The sequence below is a fragment of the uncultured Sneathiella sp. genome (assembly GCF_963976355.1).
Classification (GTDB): Bacteria; Pseudomonadota; Alphaproteobacteria; order Sneathiellales; family Sneathiellaceae; genus Sneathiella.
In genome coordinates, this window is record NZ_CAXBKA010000004.1 from 117,509 (window position 1) to 134,385 (window position 16,877).

General features: G+C 52.2%; 15 protein-coding genes. 3 read left to right on the top strand and 12 right to left on the bottom strand.

Annotated elements, in window-relative coordinates; genetic code table 11:
• Window positions 1–2 precede the first annotated feature (2 nt).
• Window positions 3–1,235, top strand: coding sequence for a cysteine desulfurase family protein (locus AAC599_RS10795; protein WP_340150407.1), 1,233 nt, complete (start codon window positions 3–5; stop codon window positions 1,233–1,235).
• Window positions 1,235–2,443 carry a urate hydroxylase PuuD gene (locus AAC599_RS10800; RefSeq protein ID WP_340150408.1) on the top strand — a complete coding sequence of 403 codons (1,209 nt, stop codon included), beginning with the start codon at window positions 1,235–1,237 and terminating at the stop codon, window positions 2,441–2,443. The genes AAC599_RS10795 and AAC599_RS10800 overlap by 1 nt, the downstream gene beginning before the upstream one ends.
• Here AAC599_RS10800 and AAC599_RS10805 read toward each other — a convergent pair.
• The 4 genes from AAC599_RS10805 to AAC599_RS10820 form a co-directional block, all read right to left on the bottom strand.
• Complete coding sequence (locus AAC599_RS10805; RefSeq protein ID WP_340150409.1) at window positions 2,434–3,264, bottom strand: GNAT family N-acyltransferase; 831 nt, start codon at window positions 3,262–3,264, stop codon at window positions 2,434–2,436. The genes AAC599_RS10800 and AAC599_RS10805 overlap by 10 nt on opposite strands.
• A gap of 125 nt (window positions 3,265–3,389) precedes the next feature.
• The gene (locus AAC599_RS10810; RefSeq protein WP_340150410.1) at window positions 3,390–4,607 is read right to left on the bottom strand and encodes a serine hydrolase domain-containing protein; all 1,218 of its coding nucleotides are present in this window, start codon (window positions 4,605–4,607) and stop codon (window positions 3,390–3,392) included.
• Window positions 4,608–4,638: 31 nt separating this feature from the next.
• On the bottom strand, window positions 4,639–5,484 hold the full coding sequence (locus tag AAC599_RS10815) for an ureidoglycolate lyase (protein WP_340150411.1): 846 nt from the start codon (window positions 5,482–5,484) through the stop codon (window positions 4,639–4,641).
• A gap of 27 nt (window positions 5,485–5,511) precedes the next feature.
• Complete coding sequence (locus AAC599_RS10820; RefSeq protein WP_340150412.1) at window positions 5,512–6,516, bottom strand: NAD(P)-dependent alcohol dehydrogenase; 1,005 nt, start codon at window positions 6,514–6,516, stop codon at window positions 5,512–5,514.
• A 148-nt stretch (window positions 6,517–6,664) separates the two neighbouring features.
• On the opposite strand from AAC599_RS10820, the gene AAC599_RS10825 reads away from it, so the two are divergent.
• Window positions 6,665–7,429, top strand: a complete 765-nt coding sequence (locus tag AAC599_RS10825; RefSeq protein ID WP_340150413.1) for a sulfite exporter TauE/SafE family protein — start codon at window positions 6,665–6,667, stop codon at window positions 7,427–7,429.
• A 7-nt stretch (window positions 7,430–7,436) separates the two neighbouring features.
• Here AAC599_RS10825 and AAC599_RS10830 read toward each other — a convergent pair whose 3' ends face one another.
• From AAC599_RS10830 to AAC599_RS10865, 8 genes are all read right to left on the bottom strand, one after another.
• A complete protein-coding gene (locus AAC599_RS10830) occupies window positions 7,437–10,190 on the bottom strand; it encodes a sensor histidine kinase (protein WP_340150414.1) in 2,754 nt (917 codons plus the stop codon).
• Window positions 10,187–10,453 (bottom strand): hypothetical protein, encoded by a 267-nt coding sequence (locus AAC599_RS10835; RefSeq protein ID WP_340150415.1) that lies wholly within the window; start codon window positions 10,451–10,453, stop codon window positions 10,187–10,189. The genes AAC599_RS10830 and AAC599_RS10835 overlap by 4 nt, the downstream gene beginning before the upstream one ends.
• A 24-nt stretch (window positions 10,454–10,477) precedes the next feature.
• Window positions 10,478–10,915, bottom strand: a complete 438-nt coding sequence (locus tag AAC599_RS10840) for a response regulator (protein WP_340150416.1) — start codon at window positions 10,913–10,915, stop codon at window positions 10,478–10,480.
• 137 nt (window positions 10,916–11,052) lie between these two features.
• Window positions 11,053–12,993, bottom strand: a complete 1,941-nt coding sequence (gene acs, locus AAC599_RS10845) for an acetate--CoA ligase (protein ID WP_340150417.1) — start codon at window positions 12,991–12,993, stop codon at window positions 11,053–11,055.
• A gap of 126 nt (window positions 12,994–13,119) precedes the next feature.
• Window positions 13,120–13,845, bottom strand: a complete 726-nt coding sequence (locus tag AAC599_RS10850) for an ABC transporter ATP-binding protein (RefSeq protein WP_340150418.1) — start codon at window positions 13,843–13,845, stop codon at window positions 13,120–13,122.
• The gene (locus AAC599_RS10855; protein ID WP_340150419.1) at window positions 13,845–14,603 is read right to left on the bottom strand and encodes an ABC transporter ATP-binding protein; all 759 of its coding nucleotides are present in this window, start codon (window positions 14,601–14,603) and stop codon (window positions 13,845–13,847) included. The genes AAC599_RS10850 and AAC599_RS10855 overlap by 1 nt, the downstream gene beginning before the upstream one ends.
• A 10-nt stretch (window positions 14,604–14,613) precedes the next feature.
• The gene (locus tag AAC599_RS10860; protein WP_340150420.1) at window positions 14,614–15,771 is read right to left on the bottom strand and encodes a branched-chain amino acid ABC transporter permease; all 1,158 of its coding nucleotides are present in this window, start codon (window positions 15,769–15,771) and stop codon (window positions 14,614–14,616) included.
• On the bottom strand, window positions 15,764–16,780 hold the full coding sequence (locus tag AAC599_RS10865; protein ID WP_340150421.1) for a branched-chain amino acid ABC transporter permease: 1,017 nt from the start codon (window positions 16,778–16,780) through the stop codon (window positions 15,764–15,766). Before AAC599_RS10865 ends, AAC599_RS10860 begins: the two co-directional genes overlap by 8 nt.
• Window positions 16,781–16,877: the final 97 nt, after the last annotated feature.

The window sequence follows — 16,877 nt, forward strand, 5'->3', positions numbered from 1 at the left end:
CGATGATTTTCCCGGTTGAACATCATCGCCAGGTTTCTTTTGAAGGTTCAACATTGTCGCTCCCGATTTATCTTGATTACCCAGCCTCCACACCATTGGACGATGAGGTCGCCGCAGCGATGGTAACCGCGGTAAAGGAATCTTCGGGCAATCCGCACAGCAGCACACATCACTTTGGTCATCAGGCCCGCCACTCGATTGAACAGGCGCAAGCGCATATCGCCAAACTCATTCATGCCCGACCTCATGAGATTATTTTCACATCAGGAGCGACGGAGGCCAACAATCTGGCGCTTCTGGGCTTCGTCCGAGCGGCTTCCGGTGCACGGCATGTTATATCGGTTGAGACGGAGCATGAAGCCGTCCTGCAGCCGCTTAAATATCTCTCAAAACATGAAGGTATCGCGCTTACACTGATGCAAGTCGATGAAAACGGCCTGATCGACCTCAAGGATCTAGAAAAAGCGATAAGGCCTGAAACAATCCTAGTATCCGTCATGGCCGTGAACAATGAAACGGGTGTGCGACAGGATATCAGCTCCATCGGCCGTATCTGTGCTGAGAGGAATATCGCCTTTCACTGTGATGCTGCACAAGCGCTCGTCACAGAAAGACTGGACGTTATTGAGGATGGCATCACGCTGCTCAGCCTGTCCGGGCATAAGATATATGGCCCAATGGGCATCGGTGCCCTCTATATAAAAGAGGGAACCAAAATTGCTCCTCTTTTCCATGGTGGCGGCCAGCAAAGGGATCTTCGCCCCGGCACGCTGCCAACAGCCCTTTGCGTCGGTCTAGGTGAGGCCTGCCGGATTGCAAATGAGAACAGGGAGAGGGATGCGCAACATGTTGGGCAGTTGCGGACGGTTTTTATAGATGCGTTGCGCAAAAGACTTGGTGAAGAGTTCCGCCTGAATGGCAACATGGCGCCGCATATTCCGGGATGTATCAGTATGACATTCGTGGGCCTCGATGCGGAGGATTTATTGCATGAATTGCCTGATCTGGCGCTGAGCACAGGGTCTGCCTGCGGTTCGATGAAATCTGAATCCTCCCATGTGCTTCGCGCTATGGGTCTCAGCGCCGAGGAGGTTGCCGCGACGGTCAGGATGGGCATCGGCCGGCCAACATCATTCGAAGACGTGCAATACGCCGCCCAACAAATTGCCGGTGCGTCTCGCAGGACTAGAAAAAGTTTTGAAGGCAGCTTGGACATCCGCCATGAGGGAAGTTGATGGAATTTGATTTAATGGAGTGGGTCCAACTGGCTGTTCGCTGGATACATATGATTACCGGCATCGCATGGATAGGCGCGTCCTTCTACTTCGTCTGGCTTGATATGAACCTGACCCCACCCGTCAAGGATGGATACAAGGACAAGGCCGGGGTCGGCGGTGAATTATGGGCCATACATGGCGGGGGTTTCTATGAAGTCCAGAAGTACCGGCTTGCACCTCCCGAAATCCCTCCGGTGCTCCACTGGTTTAAATATGAAGCCTATTTTACCTGGATCAGCGGCTTCATCCTGCTCACGATCCTCTATTATTTCGGGGCGGATATTTACCTCATTGACAGAAGCATTGCCGATATCTCTACGGATGCCGCCATTTTGATCGGACTTGGTTCGATTGTTGGCGGCTGGATAATCTATGATGCTCTTTGCAAATCGCCCCTGATCAATAATCAGGCCGCATTCGGCATTGTCCTTTTTATCCTGCTGACCTTCGCCGCTTTTGGCCTTTCGCAGATATTCAGCGGTCGCGGCGCCTATATTCATGTCGGAGCGATAATGGGAACCATCATGGTTGCCAATGTTCTTATGGTGATCATTCCCGGGCAGATGGCCCTCGTCTCAGCGGCAAAAAAAGGCGAAGCGCCGGATCCGGTCCATGGGTTGCGAGCGAAGCAGCGTTCCCTTCACAACAATTATTTTACGTTGCCTGTCCTCTTTATCATGATCAGCAACCATTATCCCATGACATACGGGAACACATATGGTTGGGCATTGCTCGCAGGTATCGCTCTGGTCGGCGTTCTTGTCCGGCATTACTTCAATATGAAAAACCAGGGCCGGGCGAAGCAGGGCTTTATTCTGCTGCCGATGGCCTTCATTCTATTCTTTGCGATCGCCTATGCCGCCGCGCCAAGGTCAGATAACGATGCACCGGCGGAGAAAGTTCCATTTGCACAGATCGAGAAAATCATTTTTGAGCGTTGCGCCAGTTGCCATGCGGCAAAGCCCGCAAACGCAGACTATGACGCCCCTCCCAAAGGAGTTCGCCTGGAGACACCTCAGCAAATTGCCCGCGAGAAAACCCGTATCAGACAGCAGTCGGTCGACACGAAGACCATGCCGCTTGGCAACCTCACCCAGATGACGGATGAGGAGCGCAAAATTATCGGCTGGTGGATTTCACAGGGCGCGTCGACCGATCAGGAATAGATCTGAACCGGATTTCCCGTTGCCACGGCGGCGGTCGCCTTTTCCTTCCGATCCCGGGAGAAATGGCGGATATATTTGCTTGTCACATTTTCGGTTTCAACGATGACGCACACATCAATTGTATTGAACTGGTGATCGATCACCGCACCGTCGCCGATATAACCGCCAAGGCGAAGATATCCTTTTAACAGGGGCGGAAGCTCCCGATGCGCCTGTTCGATATCAACTTCCTTACGCTTCATCATTTTCATCGGGATATAATGCTCTTCAAGCGCCCGTGGGCGTAAATGCCCGGGCGCCTTGTGATAGTGATGAAGATAGGACAAAACCCGCGCCTGCTCTTTCAGATCCGTACCATGAATGCTGCCACAGCCGAACATGATCTGCACGTCGTACTGATGGATATAGGTAGCAATACCCCGCCACAGCAGCTGCATCGCGCCCCGGCGGCGATAGGCGGCATCTATGCAGGAGCGTCCGAGCTCCATAATCTCACCGGGAAAGACGTTCAGATGGCCGAGATCAAATTCTGACTCCGAATAAAATCCACTGTTTTTCCGGGCAATGCTGCTCCTCAGGAAACGATAGGTTCCAACCACATACGGTGCTGCATCGGTTCCTTTTTCAAGGTCAATTACCAGCAGATGATCGCATATTTCATCGAAACGGTCTGTATCGCGCGCAAGGCTCTTACAAAGAGCCGACGGCGTCGCACCCATTTCTTCATAGAAAATCCGATAACGCAACGCCTGTGCCGCATCGATATCGGCGGCGCTTTTTGCAAGACGAAGCTCCAGGTTATTAAATCGCAAGGTTTCCAAAATACACTCCTACATACTCTTACGAGAGATTGCAGGAAGGTATCTCAAATAATTGTTGCGATTGGATGTCGGTTCAGTGACGCAACCTTTGCCCTTTTATGTCACATTTATTACAGCAATCGGGCCTAGTCGATCAGGGCCTGATAGACAAGTGCCCGCAATTCCTTACGCAGCGGATAGTAACTGCTCGGAATAAACTGCGTCAGGAAAAGAACGGTCATATCCTCAACCGGATCAACCCAGAAGACCGTACTTGCCATTCCGCCCCAGCCAAAATCACCCGGGGATCCCATCATTTGAGACAAGGCCGGCTCCAGCATGACCCAACCGCCAAGGCCAAAGCCGACACCCACAAAGGAAACTTCCGAGAAAACCGGCTGGCCGTAATTCGCGAGATCGCCGTCCAGATGGTTTTGGGTCATGAAATCGACTGTCCGCGACCCCAGCAGATGTCCGCCGTCATACTCCCCCAGTTTGCGGATCATCTCCGCAAATTTAAGATAATCTGCGGCAGTTGAAATCAGCCCGCCGCCACCGGAGTAACAGACTACGTTTTCCCGCTGGAAGGCGCTCTTCGTTCGGGAGTCCATGACGATGGATTTGCCAGCCTCATTGACCCCGTAGGCAGTGCTATAGCGATCAATTTTCTCGGCTGGTATGCCAAAATCCGTGTCCACCATTCCGAGAGGTTCAAATATATTTTCGTGAAAATAGGTTCTGAGGTCCTGCCCGGATATAACCTCCACCAAGCGCCCGATGACATCCGTCGATACCCCGTAATTCCATCGCTCTCCCGGATTAAAAAGCAGCGGCATGGCGGCGAGCTTTTCAATCTGACTCTCCAGACTTCCTCGCGTCGGACCAAAATCCATTTTCACATCGGTATAATGAGCGCCAAGCAGGCCTTCATTGAACCCATATGTCATGCCGGACATATGGGTGAGGAGGTTATGAATGGTCATTTTGCTGTTTGCCGGTTCCGTATCGTCGATGCTCCGGGCCTGTGGCCGAAGCACCTGCATATCCTTGAATGCGGGAATAAATTCTTCCAACGGATCATCCAGATGAAACAAACCCCGTTCATACAGCATCATCAACGCAACAGAGCTGATCGGCTTGGTCATGGAATAGAACCGAGCCATCGTATCCTCTTTCCAGGGAATATTGTTTTCCCTGTCCGCCTGACCTACGGATTTTGAATAGGCAACTTGACCCCCACGTACGACGACGGTCTGGGCGCCCGCAAGCTTGCCGCCTTCCACATACCGGTTCATCCAGTCCGTAATATATTCGAGCCGTGTTTTGCTAAAGCCGACGCTTTCGGTATCTTGAATGGATTTCACGCTCTCTGTCCTCCCCTTACAGATATGCTGGCTATGCCTGTATCGTTATTTGCTTCTGTTCACCCAGCCCTTCGACACCAAGCTTCATGATCTGGCCCGGCTTCAAGAATATGGGGGTTGGCTTCTGTCCCATCCCGACACCCGGCGGCGTCCCGGTCGAGATCACATCACCAACATCCAGGGTCATGAACTGGCTGAGATAGGAGATGATTTTGGCAACACCGAAGATCATCGTATCCGTATTACCGTCCTGCCGGCGCACACCGTCAACTTCGAGCCATAAATCAAGCTTTTGAGGATCCGGCACGTCATCACGCGTCACCAGCCACGGTCCGATGGGACCAAAGCTGTCATGGCTTTTGCCTTTTGTCCATTGCCCCAACCGTTCAGACTGGAACTCCCGCTCAGAGACATCATTCACGACACAATAGCCGGCCACATGATCCAGCGCCTCTGACTCGCTGACATATTTCGCGCGCTTGCCCATGACCACGCCTAGCTCAACCTCCCAGTCGGTTTTCACCGAGCTACGCGGTATTTCAACATTGTCATTGGGCCCGCAAATGGCAGATGTCGCCTTCATGAAGACAATGGGCTCAGTTGGCACCGGCTGGCCCGCCTCAGCAGCATGATCTGAATAGTTCAACCCTATGCACACAAATTTACCAACACTGCCCACACAAGGTCCAATGCGGGGCTCCCCCTCCACCAGCGGCAGGGACTTTGGATCAAGATCGCGAAGTTTTGCAATTCCTGCATCTGTCAGTACATCGCCCGATATATCGGAGACAATACCGCTAAGATCACGGATTTTACCCTCCGTATCGATCAGTCCCGGCTTTTCTTTTCCCAAAGGGCCGTATCTCAGTAAATTCATGCTCATTCCCCGCGTATTTTCAATTGTTTAGATTTTTATCACGATCTTTCCGAAGTGACCCGCCTGCTCCATCATGCGATAGGCCTCCCTCGCGTCCTGAAAGTCGACAGTCGCGTCAATAACCGGACGAATATCATTGTGTGAAAGCGCTGCGTTCATCCGCGCGAACATATCACGAGGACCGACATAAATCCCCTGCAAGGTGATGGATTTCCGCATGATGGATGTCGGGTCAATCTGCCCGCCCGTCAGCACGCCAACGAGAGATATGCGTCCCCCCAACCGCACCGCCGCAATCGATTTCTCAAGTGTGCCCGCGCCACCTACCTCGACAACCACATCAACTCCACGTCCGTCCGTCATCTCCAGGACCTTCTTTTCCCATTCCGGATGGTCCCTGTAGTTGATGACGTCTTTCGCACCGAGGGTTTTTGCCCGGTCAAGCTTCTCTTCACTGCTTGAGGTCAGGATCGTTCGAATACCTGAGGCTTTGGCAAGCTGCTGCGCAAAGATTGAAACACCTCCGGTGCCCAGAAGCAACGCAGTCTGTCCGGCACGCGCTTGCCCCCCTTCGATCAGGCAGTTCCAGGCGGTGAGACTGGCACAAGGCAAGGTTGCGGCCTCTTCAAACGACAGATGATCGGGAATCGGCAAGGCTCCGTTTTCTTGCAGAATTGCATATTCACATAGGAGGCCGTCGATTGGACCACCAAGGGCACTGGCCATTGCATCATTATGAATAGCCCCGCTGGTCCAATTCTGGAAAAAGGTTCCGACAACCCGTTCGCCCTTCTTAAAGGCAGTAACGCCACCGCCCACATCCTCAACAACACCTGCACCGTCGGAATTCGGAATACGCGGCTCCAGAATACCGCGTGCCCTGACATTCTTAATTGTCGACAGATCACGATAATTGATGGAGTTGGCGCGTAAGCGCACCAGTATCTCGCCAGGCCCCGGGGTTGGAACGTCCCGCTCGATCTGTTCAAGGCTCTCTATTCCCTGCTCTCCGTTGATGACCCAGGCTTTCATGAAATACTCCACCACTCACATAGTGCTTCTTTGAAAATGTAATTTATTTGTTTGCTGCAAAGCATTTTTTTAGTCCATAGTCTTGCTGGCCGATCCGGGTCGCCCTGTCCGGAATGGTGTTTATTCTTAATTCAATGCAGTCTGTGTCATGATCGCGCAATATCTTCCTGAATTCAATCTTTTCAATTTACTGGTTGTCTGCATCGCCTTCGCGCTTGGCGGATTTGTAAAAGGAATTGCAGCCTTTGGCCTTCCCACAATTGCGGTTCCGCCAATCGTTCTGTTTATGTCACTGCCGTCCGCCGTCTCCATCATGACCATTCCGATGGTCGTTACCAATTTCGTCCAGATGATGGTCTCCGGGCGGATCAAATCAGTCATCTTGCGCCATTGGCGGCTGTTCATAGGCCTGTTCATCGGCCTGCCAATTGGCGTCTTCATGCTCTCCGCAGTGGATACGCAATATTTGCTGATCGCGGTCGGTGTTTTCCTGATGTTTATCGCGACTCTCGAAATCACCGGTATCTCCTTTTCTTTTCTGGGAACACGGGAAAATTTATATGGCCCCTTAATTGGGCTGGTGGCCGGAATTATCGGTGGTATTACAACACTCTACGGTACCCTGCCGGTTTTCTTCTTCATTGCTCTCGGACTTGAAAAGGATGATTTCGTCTCCGCCGTAAGTGTCATGCTGTTCGGAGGCAGCATATTCCTGCTGCTCAGCCTGCAAAGCATGGACTTTCTGAAACCCACTGAAATCGCCTACAGCGTTATCGGACTTATTCCTCTATTTGCAGGCATGTGGGTCGGAACTAAAGTGCGCGGTCGTATTCCACAGGCCACATTCAAGAAGTTCGTCCTGATACTCGTTGCTCTGATAGGTGTGATAATGATCTACCGGGCACTATTCTGATTATTGGTTATTCTGCGGAAAGCCGAACATCGAGACTATCGGCACGGGGGATGGTGAAAGTGAATACCGCCCCTCCCTCCGGCTTGTTGACAACCCAGACCTGCCCTCCATGAAAAGTGACAATCTCACGACAGATGGCCAGTCCTAAGCCGGACCCCTGAGGTTTGTCCTCACCCCGATCAAGCGACTGGTGAAATTTTTCAAATATCCGCATAAGCATATTTTCCGGAATTCCCTTGCCGTTATCAGAGACACTGACTTCCAGCATGGTTTCAGTAATGGAAACCGAGATATTGATACGCCCTTGTGACTTATCACAGAACTTTATGGCATTTGACACAAGGTTGATGATGACCTGTATCAACTGATCGCGATCTGCACGTACATTGGGCAGATCATCCGGAGTTTGAACATCCACTATGACATCATTTTCCTTGATCAGACCGGCAAGTGACGCCATGGCTTCACGCAGCGTGGCGTCCATATCCACTGTATCGAGGGACCAATCCATCTGTCCTGCCTCCATCCTGGCAAGATCAAGTAGCTGATCGATAAGGCGCGTCAATCGTGAGCTTTCCTTGATGATAACATTTAGAAACTGCGCTCGCTCCTCTGGAGAAACTTCCGGATTATCCACAAGAATTTCGCCAAAGGCACGGAGCGACGTCAGCGGTGTCCGCAGTTCATGGCTGACCATAGAAAGAAAGTGATCTTTCAGGGAATCCAGTTCCTGCAATCGCTCATTCGCATTCCTGAGCTGCGCCGTTGCACGCTCTAGCTCCGCTGATTTTTGCTCCAGGCGGTGGCTGTATTCAATGACCTGGCTGGTTTCATCCAGAATGCGATACACTTCTTCAAGGCCGACAATCTCCCCCTTGACCACAGATCCCACCATCACCCTCGCCGTCGCCGAACCGATGGCACCTGCCAGCATTTTCTCAGCAAAATCGAGAAGCGCTGCGTCTGCCGTCTGGCTTTTCCGTAAATTGATATCCCGATCAGCCGCGAAATCCGAAAATGCTTGCGCCGCCCGCTGGACGCCCACGAAACGGCCTACCAGCTGCTGCAGATCCGCCACCGTTGCCGAACCGCGCCAGTACCGGCTGTCCCGCTCATCATCCGTGTGTCCAAAAACATCCACAAAAAGCGTACCCTGAATACGCTCGATCGCTGTCTGCTGCGTCAGGAGGGACACCAACCAATAGGCACCAATATTGAGCAGCATGCTCCAGAACAGGGCGTGAGTGAGACGGTCAAACCCATCCATTCCAAACAAGGCATAGGGCTTGAGCATGGCAATCCCATATGGCCCTTCCGAGATGAAACTCAACGGAAGCCATCCGGACTGCGCGAAGGATGGCAGCAACAGAGTATAGAGCCATGCCAAAAATCCGAGAGCAAGACCCGCCAAAGCTCCGCGGTAGGAGGCTCCCTTCCAAAAGATACCGCCAATGATAGCCGGTGCAAACTGTGCCGCCGCTGCAAAAGAAACAAGCCCGATAGTTACAAGCGAATAAGACTCGCTCGCGATCAGATAGTAGACATATCCCAAAATCAATATCATCAGAATGCTGACCCGCCTGATCGTCAGTAAAAGGCCGGTCAGATCGTCATTCTTGTTTATATTCAGCCCCTTCCAGCGCAGAAGAAGGGGCATTATGAGATCATTGCAGACCATGGTGCTCAAAGCGATCGCCGCGACAATTACCATGGAGGTTGCGGCAGACAGGCCGCCGACAAAAGCGATGAGGGCGAGAAAGGCCTGATCATGAAAAAGCGGCACGGTAAGCATGAACATATCCGCATCGGCCGACGCCCCGTCAAATGACAAGCGGCCCGCCAGCGCGATCGGCAAAACAAAGATATTGATGACCAGCAAATAAAGCGGGAACAGCCAGGTTGCCTTACGCAGAAATGACTCATCCGGGTTTTCGACTGCGGTGATATAGAACTGTCGTGGCAGACAAATGATCGCAGCCATGGATAAGACTGTCATCGTCATCCAGATACTGTAGTCATTATCACTTGATACCGTAAAAAGCTCATTGAGGCCCCTGTCCGCAGCCGTTGAAAACAAATCGGAGAAGCCATTAAACAGGCCGTAGGTTACGAAAAAGCCCACGGCGAGGAATGAGACCAGCTTGACCACGGATTCAAAGGCGATGGCGGCGACCAGTCCCTCATGGTGTTCGCTCGCATCGATGTGGCGTGTCCCGAAGAGAATGGCGAAGAGCGCAAGAGCAATTGCCACAATGAGGGTCGTATCAATAAAGAATATGGGCTCGCTCGGTGCATGGAGTAACGCCGTTTCTGACGAACTCACCAGAATGCGAAAACTGGTCGCAATCGATTTAAGCTGCAGGGAAATATAAGGCGTTGTCCCCACAACGGCGATGATGGTCACCAGCCCACCCAGCTTCGCCTGCTTGCCATAGCGCGACGCGATAAAGTCGGCGATGGAGGTGATGCGATGGACCTTGCAGATCCGGACAATCTTGACCCAGATGATCGACCAGAGCACGAAGACAAGCGTCGGACCAAGATAAATTGGCAGAAAATCAAGCCCCTGTGTCGCCGCCAAGCCAACACTGCCGTAGAATGTCCAGGAGGTGCAGAATACTGCAATTGACAGAGTGTATATGTAGGGGTTTCGGGTAAGAGGTCGGCCTTTTTCAGCCCGCGAATCGACAAATTGTGCAATAGCAAACAACAGGCCAAGGTAGAGAAACGAAACCGTGAGGACGATACCGCCGGACATCATTCATTTCCCCGCTCGCTATCGGCACCCGTTCTATCGCGCCCTGCGCCGGGTGTAGCGACCGTTTTCTCGATCCCGCGCCTTGCCCCAAGGGCTGTCATAGCAATTACAACTGCCCAGATCCCGAACATATACAAATAACTAACCGGAATTCCGAAAATTAAGGTCGGCACATCGAAAAGGGAAATCATGGGTGGCACGAAGGCTATCAGACAGACAACAAACAGCAGGATTGACCATTCCTTTTTGCGCCCGGTCCTAATCATCCATTCATGCCCGTATCATCTTCACTATTTCGCCTGATGTGCCGGTTTCTTTAGTGTAACAATATCCTTAACCATTTTACCAAGCGCCCGAGTGGAAAAGGGCTTTGTAACAAATTCATCCGCGCCCAGCGCAAGAGCCCGCTCCTTGTCAGCCTCGCGGCTTTTTGCCGACAACATAATAATTTTTACGTTCCGGCACGCGGCATTTGCCCGGATCGCCTCGCATACCGCAAAGCCGTCCTGTTTGGGCAACATGATATCCAATATCACCAGGTTGGGCACATAATCGTCTATCGCCCGCAACGCCTGATCACCATCTCGTGCAACACGCACCGTAAAACCTGCTTGTCTCAAAATAAACTGAAGAGACAGGACGATATTCGGTTCGTCCTCCACGACAAGCACCGTATGTGACATATTGACGTTCGCCTCCCTCACTTCGTCAAGGGTCCTGAGGGTCAACGGTCGGTTCCGGCTTTGCAATCAAGCTCTCTTATTATCCGTTGCCCAACCCTTCGGCTTCCTGAGCGTCAATTATACCCTATTCTTCCGGATATTGTCATCGGTCAATCTCTATCAGGGAGTGACGACTGCCAATACTATCTGTTCATTCGGTTTGAGATCAGATCATCAACGACAGCAGGTTCGGCCAATGTTGAGGTATCCCCCAAGCTCCCGTAATCATTTTCCGCAACTTTACGCAATATCCGTCGCATTATCTTGCCGGATCGGGTCTTTGGCAGTCCCGGCGCCCATTGGATCAGATCCGGCGTCGCGATTGGCCCGATTTCTTGCCGCACCCATTTCGAGAGCTCTGCCCGTAATTCTTCCGTGGGTTCGACCCCGGAAGTCAGAGTCACATACGCATATATTCCCTGCCCCTTGATATCGTGGGGATAGCCGACAACAGCAGCCTCGGCAACGAGTTCATGGGCGACCAGCGCGCTTTCGACTTCCGCTGTACCCATACGATGCCCGGATACATTGATCACGTCATCTACCCGACCGGTGATCCAGTAATATCCGTCCTCATCACGGCGGGCGCCGTCGCCCGTGAAATAACGGCCGGGGAAATTGGAAAAGTAAGTCTGGATGAAGCGCTCATGATCACCATAAACAGTCCGCATCTGGCCCGGCCAGCTATCCTTGATGCAAAGGACGCCTTCGCAGGCTCCCTCGAGTACCTTCCCCTCATTATCCACCATCACAGGGTCTATTCCGAAGAATGGAAGAGTAGCCGAGCCCGGCTTCAATGCCGTCGCACCAGGCAACGGAGAAATCAGAATACCGCCGGTCTCCGTCTGCCACCATGTATCAACGATCGGACATCGGCCTTCGCCAACGACATCATAATACCATCGCCAGGCCTCCGGATTAATCGGCTCTCCAACCGAGCCCAACAGTCGGAGCGACTTGCGGGATGTCTTTTTAACCGGTTCATCGCCATCACGCATCAAGGCACGGATTGCCGTAGGCGCCGTATAGAAAATATTGACCTGATGCTTATCGCAGACTTCCCAGAAGCGTGAGACAGTCGGGTAGTTCGGCACACCTTCAAACATCAGGGTTGTCGCCCCATTCGCGAGCGGTCCATAAATAATATAGCTATGGCCCGTTACCCAGCCGACATCGGCCGTACACCAGTAAATATCGCCATCGTGATAGTCAAATACATAACGATGCGTCATCGCTGCATAGACGATATATCCTCCGGTCGTATGCAGCACGCCCTTCGGTTGCCCGGTTGAGCCGGAGGTATAAAGGATGAAAAGCGGGTCTTCGGCGTTCATTTCTTCCGGAGGACAATCGGCGTCAACCTTGGCCATTTCTTCATGGTACCAGACATCCCGTCCTTCAACCCAGCCTGTCTTTTTGCCTGTGCGTTCAACAACGATACAGGTCGTACAGTCCGGACAATCTTCCAGTGCCTTGTCTGTATTGGCTTTCAGGGGAATAGGCTTGCCTCCGCGAACACCTTCATCCGCTGTAATGATGCAGTTTGACCTGCAGTCCCGAATACGGCCCGCCAATGCGTCCGGAGAAAAGCCGCCGAACACGATCGAATGAATGGCGCCGATACGGGTACAGGCCAGCATGGCAACAGCCGCTTCCACGATCATGGGCATATAGAGAGTTACGCGATCCCCTTTCTTAATTCCCTGCGCTTTCAAGACATTTGCAAACTTACATACCTCGGCATGTAATTCATGATATGTCAGGGTCTTATCGTCGTTGGGATCATCCCCTTCCCAGATTATCGCGGTGCTATCCCCACGGGCATCAAGATGCCTGTCGAGACAATTGTAGCTGACGTTAAGAGTTCCGTCATAGAACCAGCGAATGTGCAAATCATCTTTATCGTAGGAAACATCCTTGACCTTCGTATAAGGCTTTATCCAGTCAATGCGCTTGCCATGCTCTCCCCAAAAAGCCTCAGGATCCTCAATCGACGCACGGTACATTGCCTGATAATTCGTCTTATCGGCCCATGCCGTCTTCGCCAGCTCTTCCGGTACGGGATATAGATCCTTTGCAGACATTCTTTTAAGTCCTTTCACCCAGTGTTTGTCTTTGTCCTGTTACGTATCAACAATCAATAGGATATTTGAGCGTCCGTCGCCACCCCAATACGATCAAAATATTAGAATCTGCCAGTCTCCGGGCGATCAAATCGCCAGATACTCGTGACGTAATTCCTGATCATCAAGAACTTGCTGCGCTGTGCCGCGAAAGGCAATCTGGCCCATATCGAGGATTAAAGCCTTGTCCGCCAGCTTCAGCGCAGCGATCGCATTTTGCTCAACAATGATCGTCGTAATCCCCAGTTTCTTGATCTCCAGCAGAATCTTTTCAATCTCCTGCACAATGACAGGGGCTAGTCCTTCATAAGGCTCGTCCAGGAACAGGAGCTTCACATCCCGGGCAAGAGCCCGGGCAACCGCCAGCATCTGCTGTTCCCCGCCGGACATAGTAATTGCATCCTGATTACGCCGTTCCCCAAGACGGGGGAAATGATCATAAATACGTTCGATCTCCCAGCCTTTTGGTTCCGCGACTTGGGCAAGGACAAGATTCTCCTCCACCGTTAAACCACCAATGATCCGGCGATCTTCAGGTACGAGTTGAACACCCTCACTCGCGGCCTGAAAAGCCTTGAGCGTATGCATTGGCTTGCCGTCGAGATAAATTTCGCCACGCTTCAAATTCGGGCTATCAACCCGGGCAAGCGCCCGCAAAGTCGACGTCTTGCCGGCGCCATTGCGCCCCAGCAGCGCGACAATATCCCCTTCCTCGATATCGAAGGAAACACCTTGCACAATGTATGATTCGCCATAATAGGCGTGAATATCCTTTGCGCTAAAATAGGGCCTCTTTTCAGAAGTTTCAGACATTAGTGGGCCCCTCCCAGATAGGCTTCCTTGACTTTCGGATCCTCCCGAACGCTTTGTGGATCTCCCCCTGCGATAATCTGGCCACGGGCCAGCACGCTGACCTTATCGGCGAGACTGAACACAACATGCATATCATGTTCAATAATCACTTTTGTCATCCCCCGTGACTTGATCTTCTTAAGGAGCTCGATGGTTTGGTTGGTGTCATGACGCGCCATACCGGCTGTGGGCTCATCCAGAAGCAACAGGCGCGGGCGCAGGATCAGACACATCCCCAGTTCTAACCGCCGCTTGTCGCCACGGCTGAGACTGCCTGCCTCCGACATCATCATGTCCTTAAGCCCCACGTCCTCGAGAATATGCTCAGCTTCATCGCGAAGCTCCGACTGCTGGCTCAACAGCTTGTTGGCATTAAACCGAAAGGCCCCGTCCCGATGCGAAAAGGCGGGGATCATGACATTCTCAAGCAAGGTCATTTCCTGAAAAATCTCAGGAGTCTGGAAAACCCGTGCGACGCCAAGCTGGGCAATTTCATGGGGCTGCCGTCCCGTCAGTTCTGTACCGGCAAAGGTTACCTTACCGGTATCCGGCTTGAGGCGGCCGATGCACACATTCAGCAAGGTCGATTTACCGGCGCCGTTGGGGCCGATAATCGCATGTGTCGTCCCTTCCTCGACATTCAGGTTGACGTCGGAAAGGGCGCTAAGACCGCCAAAGCTCTTGTTGATATTATCGAGATGAAGAACGAGATCGCTCATAATGTACCCTCTACTCGCCAGCCTGTTTATGCGCTTCAACGGTCTGAGTTTTGTTGTTCCGACCTGATTTGACATAAGCGTAAATACGACGGAAACCCTCAACCAGCCCGCCTGGCAGGAATATCACGATGACCATGAACAACAGACCCAGGCTCAGGTGCCAACCGCTTCCGACAAAGAGGCCGACAACCGGCACAACAAAGTCGACGACACTGTCAGGCAGGAAGGAAAAGGCCTGTTGCAGCACATTATTGTCAAAGGCGGAGAAGATATTCTCAAAGTACTTGATCAATCCTGCACCCAGCATCGGCCCGACAAGCGTGCCGGCACCACCAAGAATGGTCATCAGCACAACCTCACCAGACTCGGTCCACTGCATCCGCTCGGCACCTGCCAGCGGGTCCGTCACCGCAAGAAGACTACCTGCCAAGCCAGCATACATGCCGGAAATTATAAACGCCGTCAGCATGTAGGGCCGGGTATTCAGACCCGTGTATTTCATCCGGTTTTGATTGGACTTGATGCCCTTCAGCATAAGACCGAACGGTGATCTGAATATCCGCAAGGAAATATAGAAGCAAATAACCAGCAACACGGCGCAGAAATAAAAGCCCGGATAGCCGCTCATCGTCTCCCCAAAAAGATCAGTACTCGGCAGGCCAGCAGGAGCCGATCCATCCGTGAACATCCGATCGAGAATACGAGGGTCAGATCGCGCAAGCTGCAATCCCGTCTCACCGTTTGTAATCGGCGTCAACACGGAATAGGCAAGATTGTAAGACATCTGTGCAAAGGCCAGCGTAAGGATCGAGAAGTATATCCCGGTCCGGCGCAAACTCAAGAAGCCAATGGCCGCGGCGAGAATGCCAGCAAACAGGACACCGAATATCACTGCCGGGATCACATTCATCGTCAATAATTTAAAAGACCACACGGCGGCATATGAACCCACCCCCAGGAAGGCGGCATGGCCGAAGGAGAGATATCCCGTCAGGCCGAAGAGAATATTGAATCCGATGGCAAAAATTCCGTAGATCGCGAATTTTTGCAGCAAATCCGGATAGTTGCCCCCAATCGGTTCGAGCCAGAGTGGCATCGCTAGGATAGCGGCGGCAAAAATGATCACCAGCATAGTGTCATTTAGTAACGGCTTCTTGGTATCAGTCATCCATCACTCCAGCCCGGCCCATGAGACCGCGTGGCAAGACCAGCAAAATTACAACAGCGACGAGATAAAGAATAATCTGGTCGATCCCCGGTAGAATCTCCTTCACTTCATTCATCGAGGCAAAAGACTGAACAACGCCCAGCAGGAATCCGGCGAGCACAGCACCACCAAGTGAGCCCATTCCGCCTACGACAACGACAACAAAGGAAAGCACTAGAAAATCCATCCCCAGATGATAGTCCGGTGGCAAAATCGGTGTGTACATCACACCCGCAACACCGGCAACGATGGCGGCAATGGCAAAGACGACCGTGAACCGCCGCTCGATATTGATACCGAGGAGGCCGACAGTCTCCCGGTCGCGCATGCCGGCCCGCACGACCATGCCATAGGTCGTGAATTGCAAAAATGCGAAGACCGCGAAAATGACAACAGCCGAGAAACAAAGATAAATCAGGCGCCACCAGGGATAGACCAGATTATCGCCAAGACCGACCCAGAGGCCAACATCAGCGCTGCCCGCCAAAATATCGGGGGCGGGCTGCGGTATCGGGTTAGCTCCGAAAAATGATTTAATAATTTCCTGAATAACGATTGCAAGGCCGAAGGTGACCAAGATCTGCTCTGCATGGGGGCGCTTATAGAAATGCTTGATCAGGCCCCGTTCCATGATATAGCCAACGAGTAGCATAAAAGGTATGGCCAACAGGATCGACAGCGGAACGGAATAATCGATAATCATCCGGCCTGTCTCGCCGAACCAGGTTTCAAGATAAGGCTGCTCTTTATAGGCAGCGAAGGCGGTAACACCTTCATCCCGGACCTTGACTGACAAACTAACCAGTTTCTGGAATGTCACGGCGCAAAAGGCGCCAAGCATGAATAATGCGCCATGGGCAAAATTCACAATCCCCAGCGTCCCGAACACCAGAGTCAGCCCCAATGCAATCAGGGCATATGCTGCTCCCTTATCAAGGCCATTGAGTATTTGAATAAAAATGGCATCCATAAAATCTACCCCAAGTAACCCTAAATCGCTTTTTTATAGCGACTTGAACACCGTCCAGAAATTTAAGGGCTGGCGCAGTTTACCATGCGCCAGCCCA

Bases quoted from the DNA above. Each gene is read 5' to 3' on its own strand.
- AAC599_RS10795 (WP_340150407.1), top strand. From the start codon at position 3: ATGATTTTCCCGGTTGAACATCATCGCCAGGTTTCTTTTGAAGGTTCA.
- AAC599_RS10800 (WP_340150408.1), top strand. From the start codon at position 1,235: ATGGAATTTGATTTAATGGAGTGGGTCCAACTGGCTGTTCGCTGGATA.
- AAC599_RS10815 (WP_340150411.1), bottom strand. From the start codon at position 5,484: ATGAATTTACTGAGATACGGCCCTTTGGGAAAAGAAAAGCCGGGACTG.
- AAC599_RS10820 (WP_340150412.1), bottom strand. From the start codon at position 6,516: ATGAAAGCCTGGGTCATCAACGGAGAGCAGGGAATAGAGAGCCTTGAA.
- AAC599_RS10825 (WP_340150413.1), top strand. From the start codon at position 6,665: ATGATCGCGCAATATCTTCCTGAATTCAATCTTTTCAATTTACTGGTT.
- AAC599_RS10830 (WP_340150414.1), bottom strand. From the start codon at position 10,190: ATGATGTCCGGCGGTATCGTCCTCACGGTTTCGTTTCTCTACCTTGGC.
- AAC599_RS10835 (WP_340150415.1), bottom strand. From the start codon at position 10,453: ATGATTAGGACCGGGCGCAAAAAGGAATGGTCAATCCTGCTGTTTGTT.
- acs (WP_340150417.1), bottom strand. From the start codon at position 12,993: ATGTCTGCAAAGGATCTATATCCCGTACCGGAAGAGCTGGCGAAGACG.
- AAC599_RS10850 (WP_340150418.1), bottom strand. From the start codon at position 13,845: ATGTCTGAAACTTCTGAAAAGAGGCCCTATTTTAGCGCAAAGGATATT.
- AAC599_RS10855 (WP_340150419.1), bottom strand. From the start codon at position 14,603: ATGAGCGATCTCGTTCTTCATCTCGATAATATCAACAAGAGCTTTGGC.
- AAC599_RS10860 (WP_340150420.1), bottom strand. From the start codon at position 15,771: ATGACTGATACCAAGAAGCCGTTACTAAATGACACTATGCTGGTGATC.
- AAC599_RS10865 (WP_340150421.1), bottom strand. From the start codon at position 16,780: ATGGATGCCATTTTTATTCAAATACTCAATGGCCTTGATAAGGGAGCA.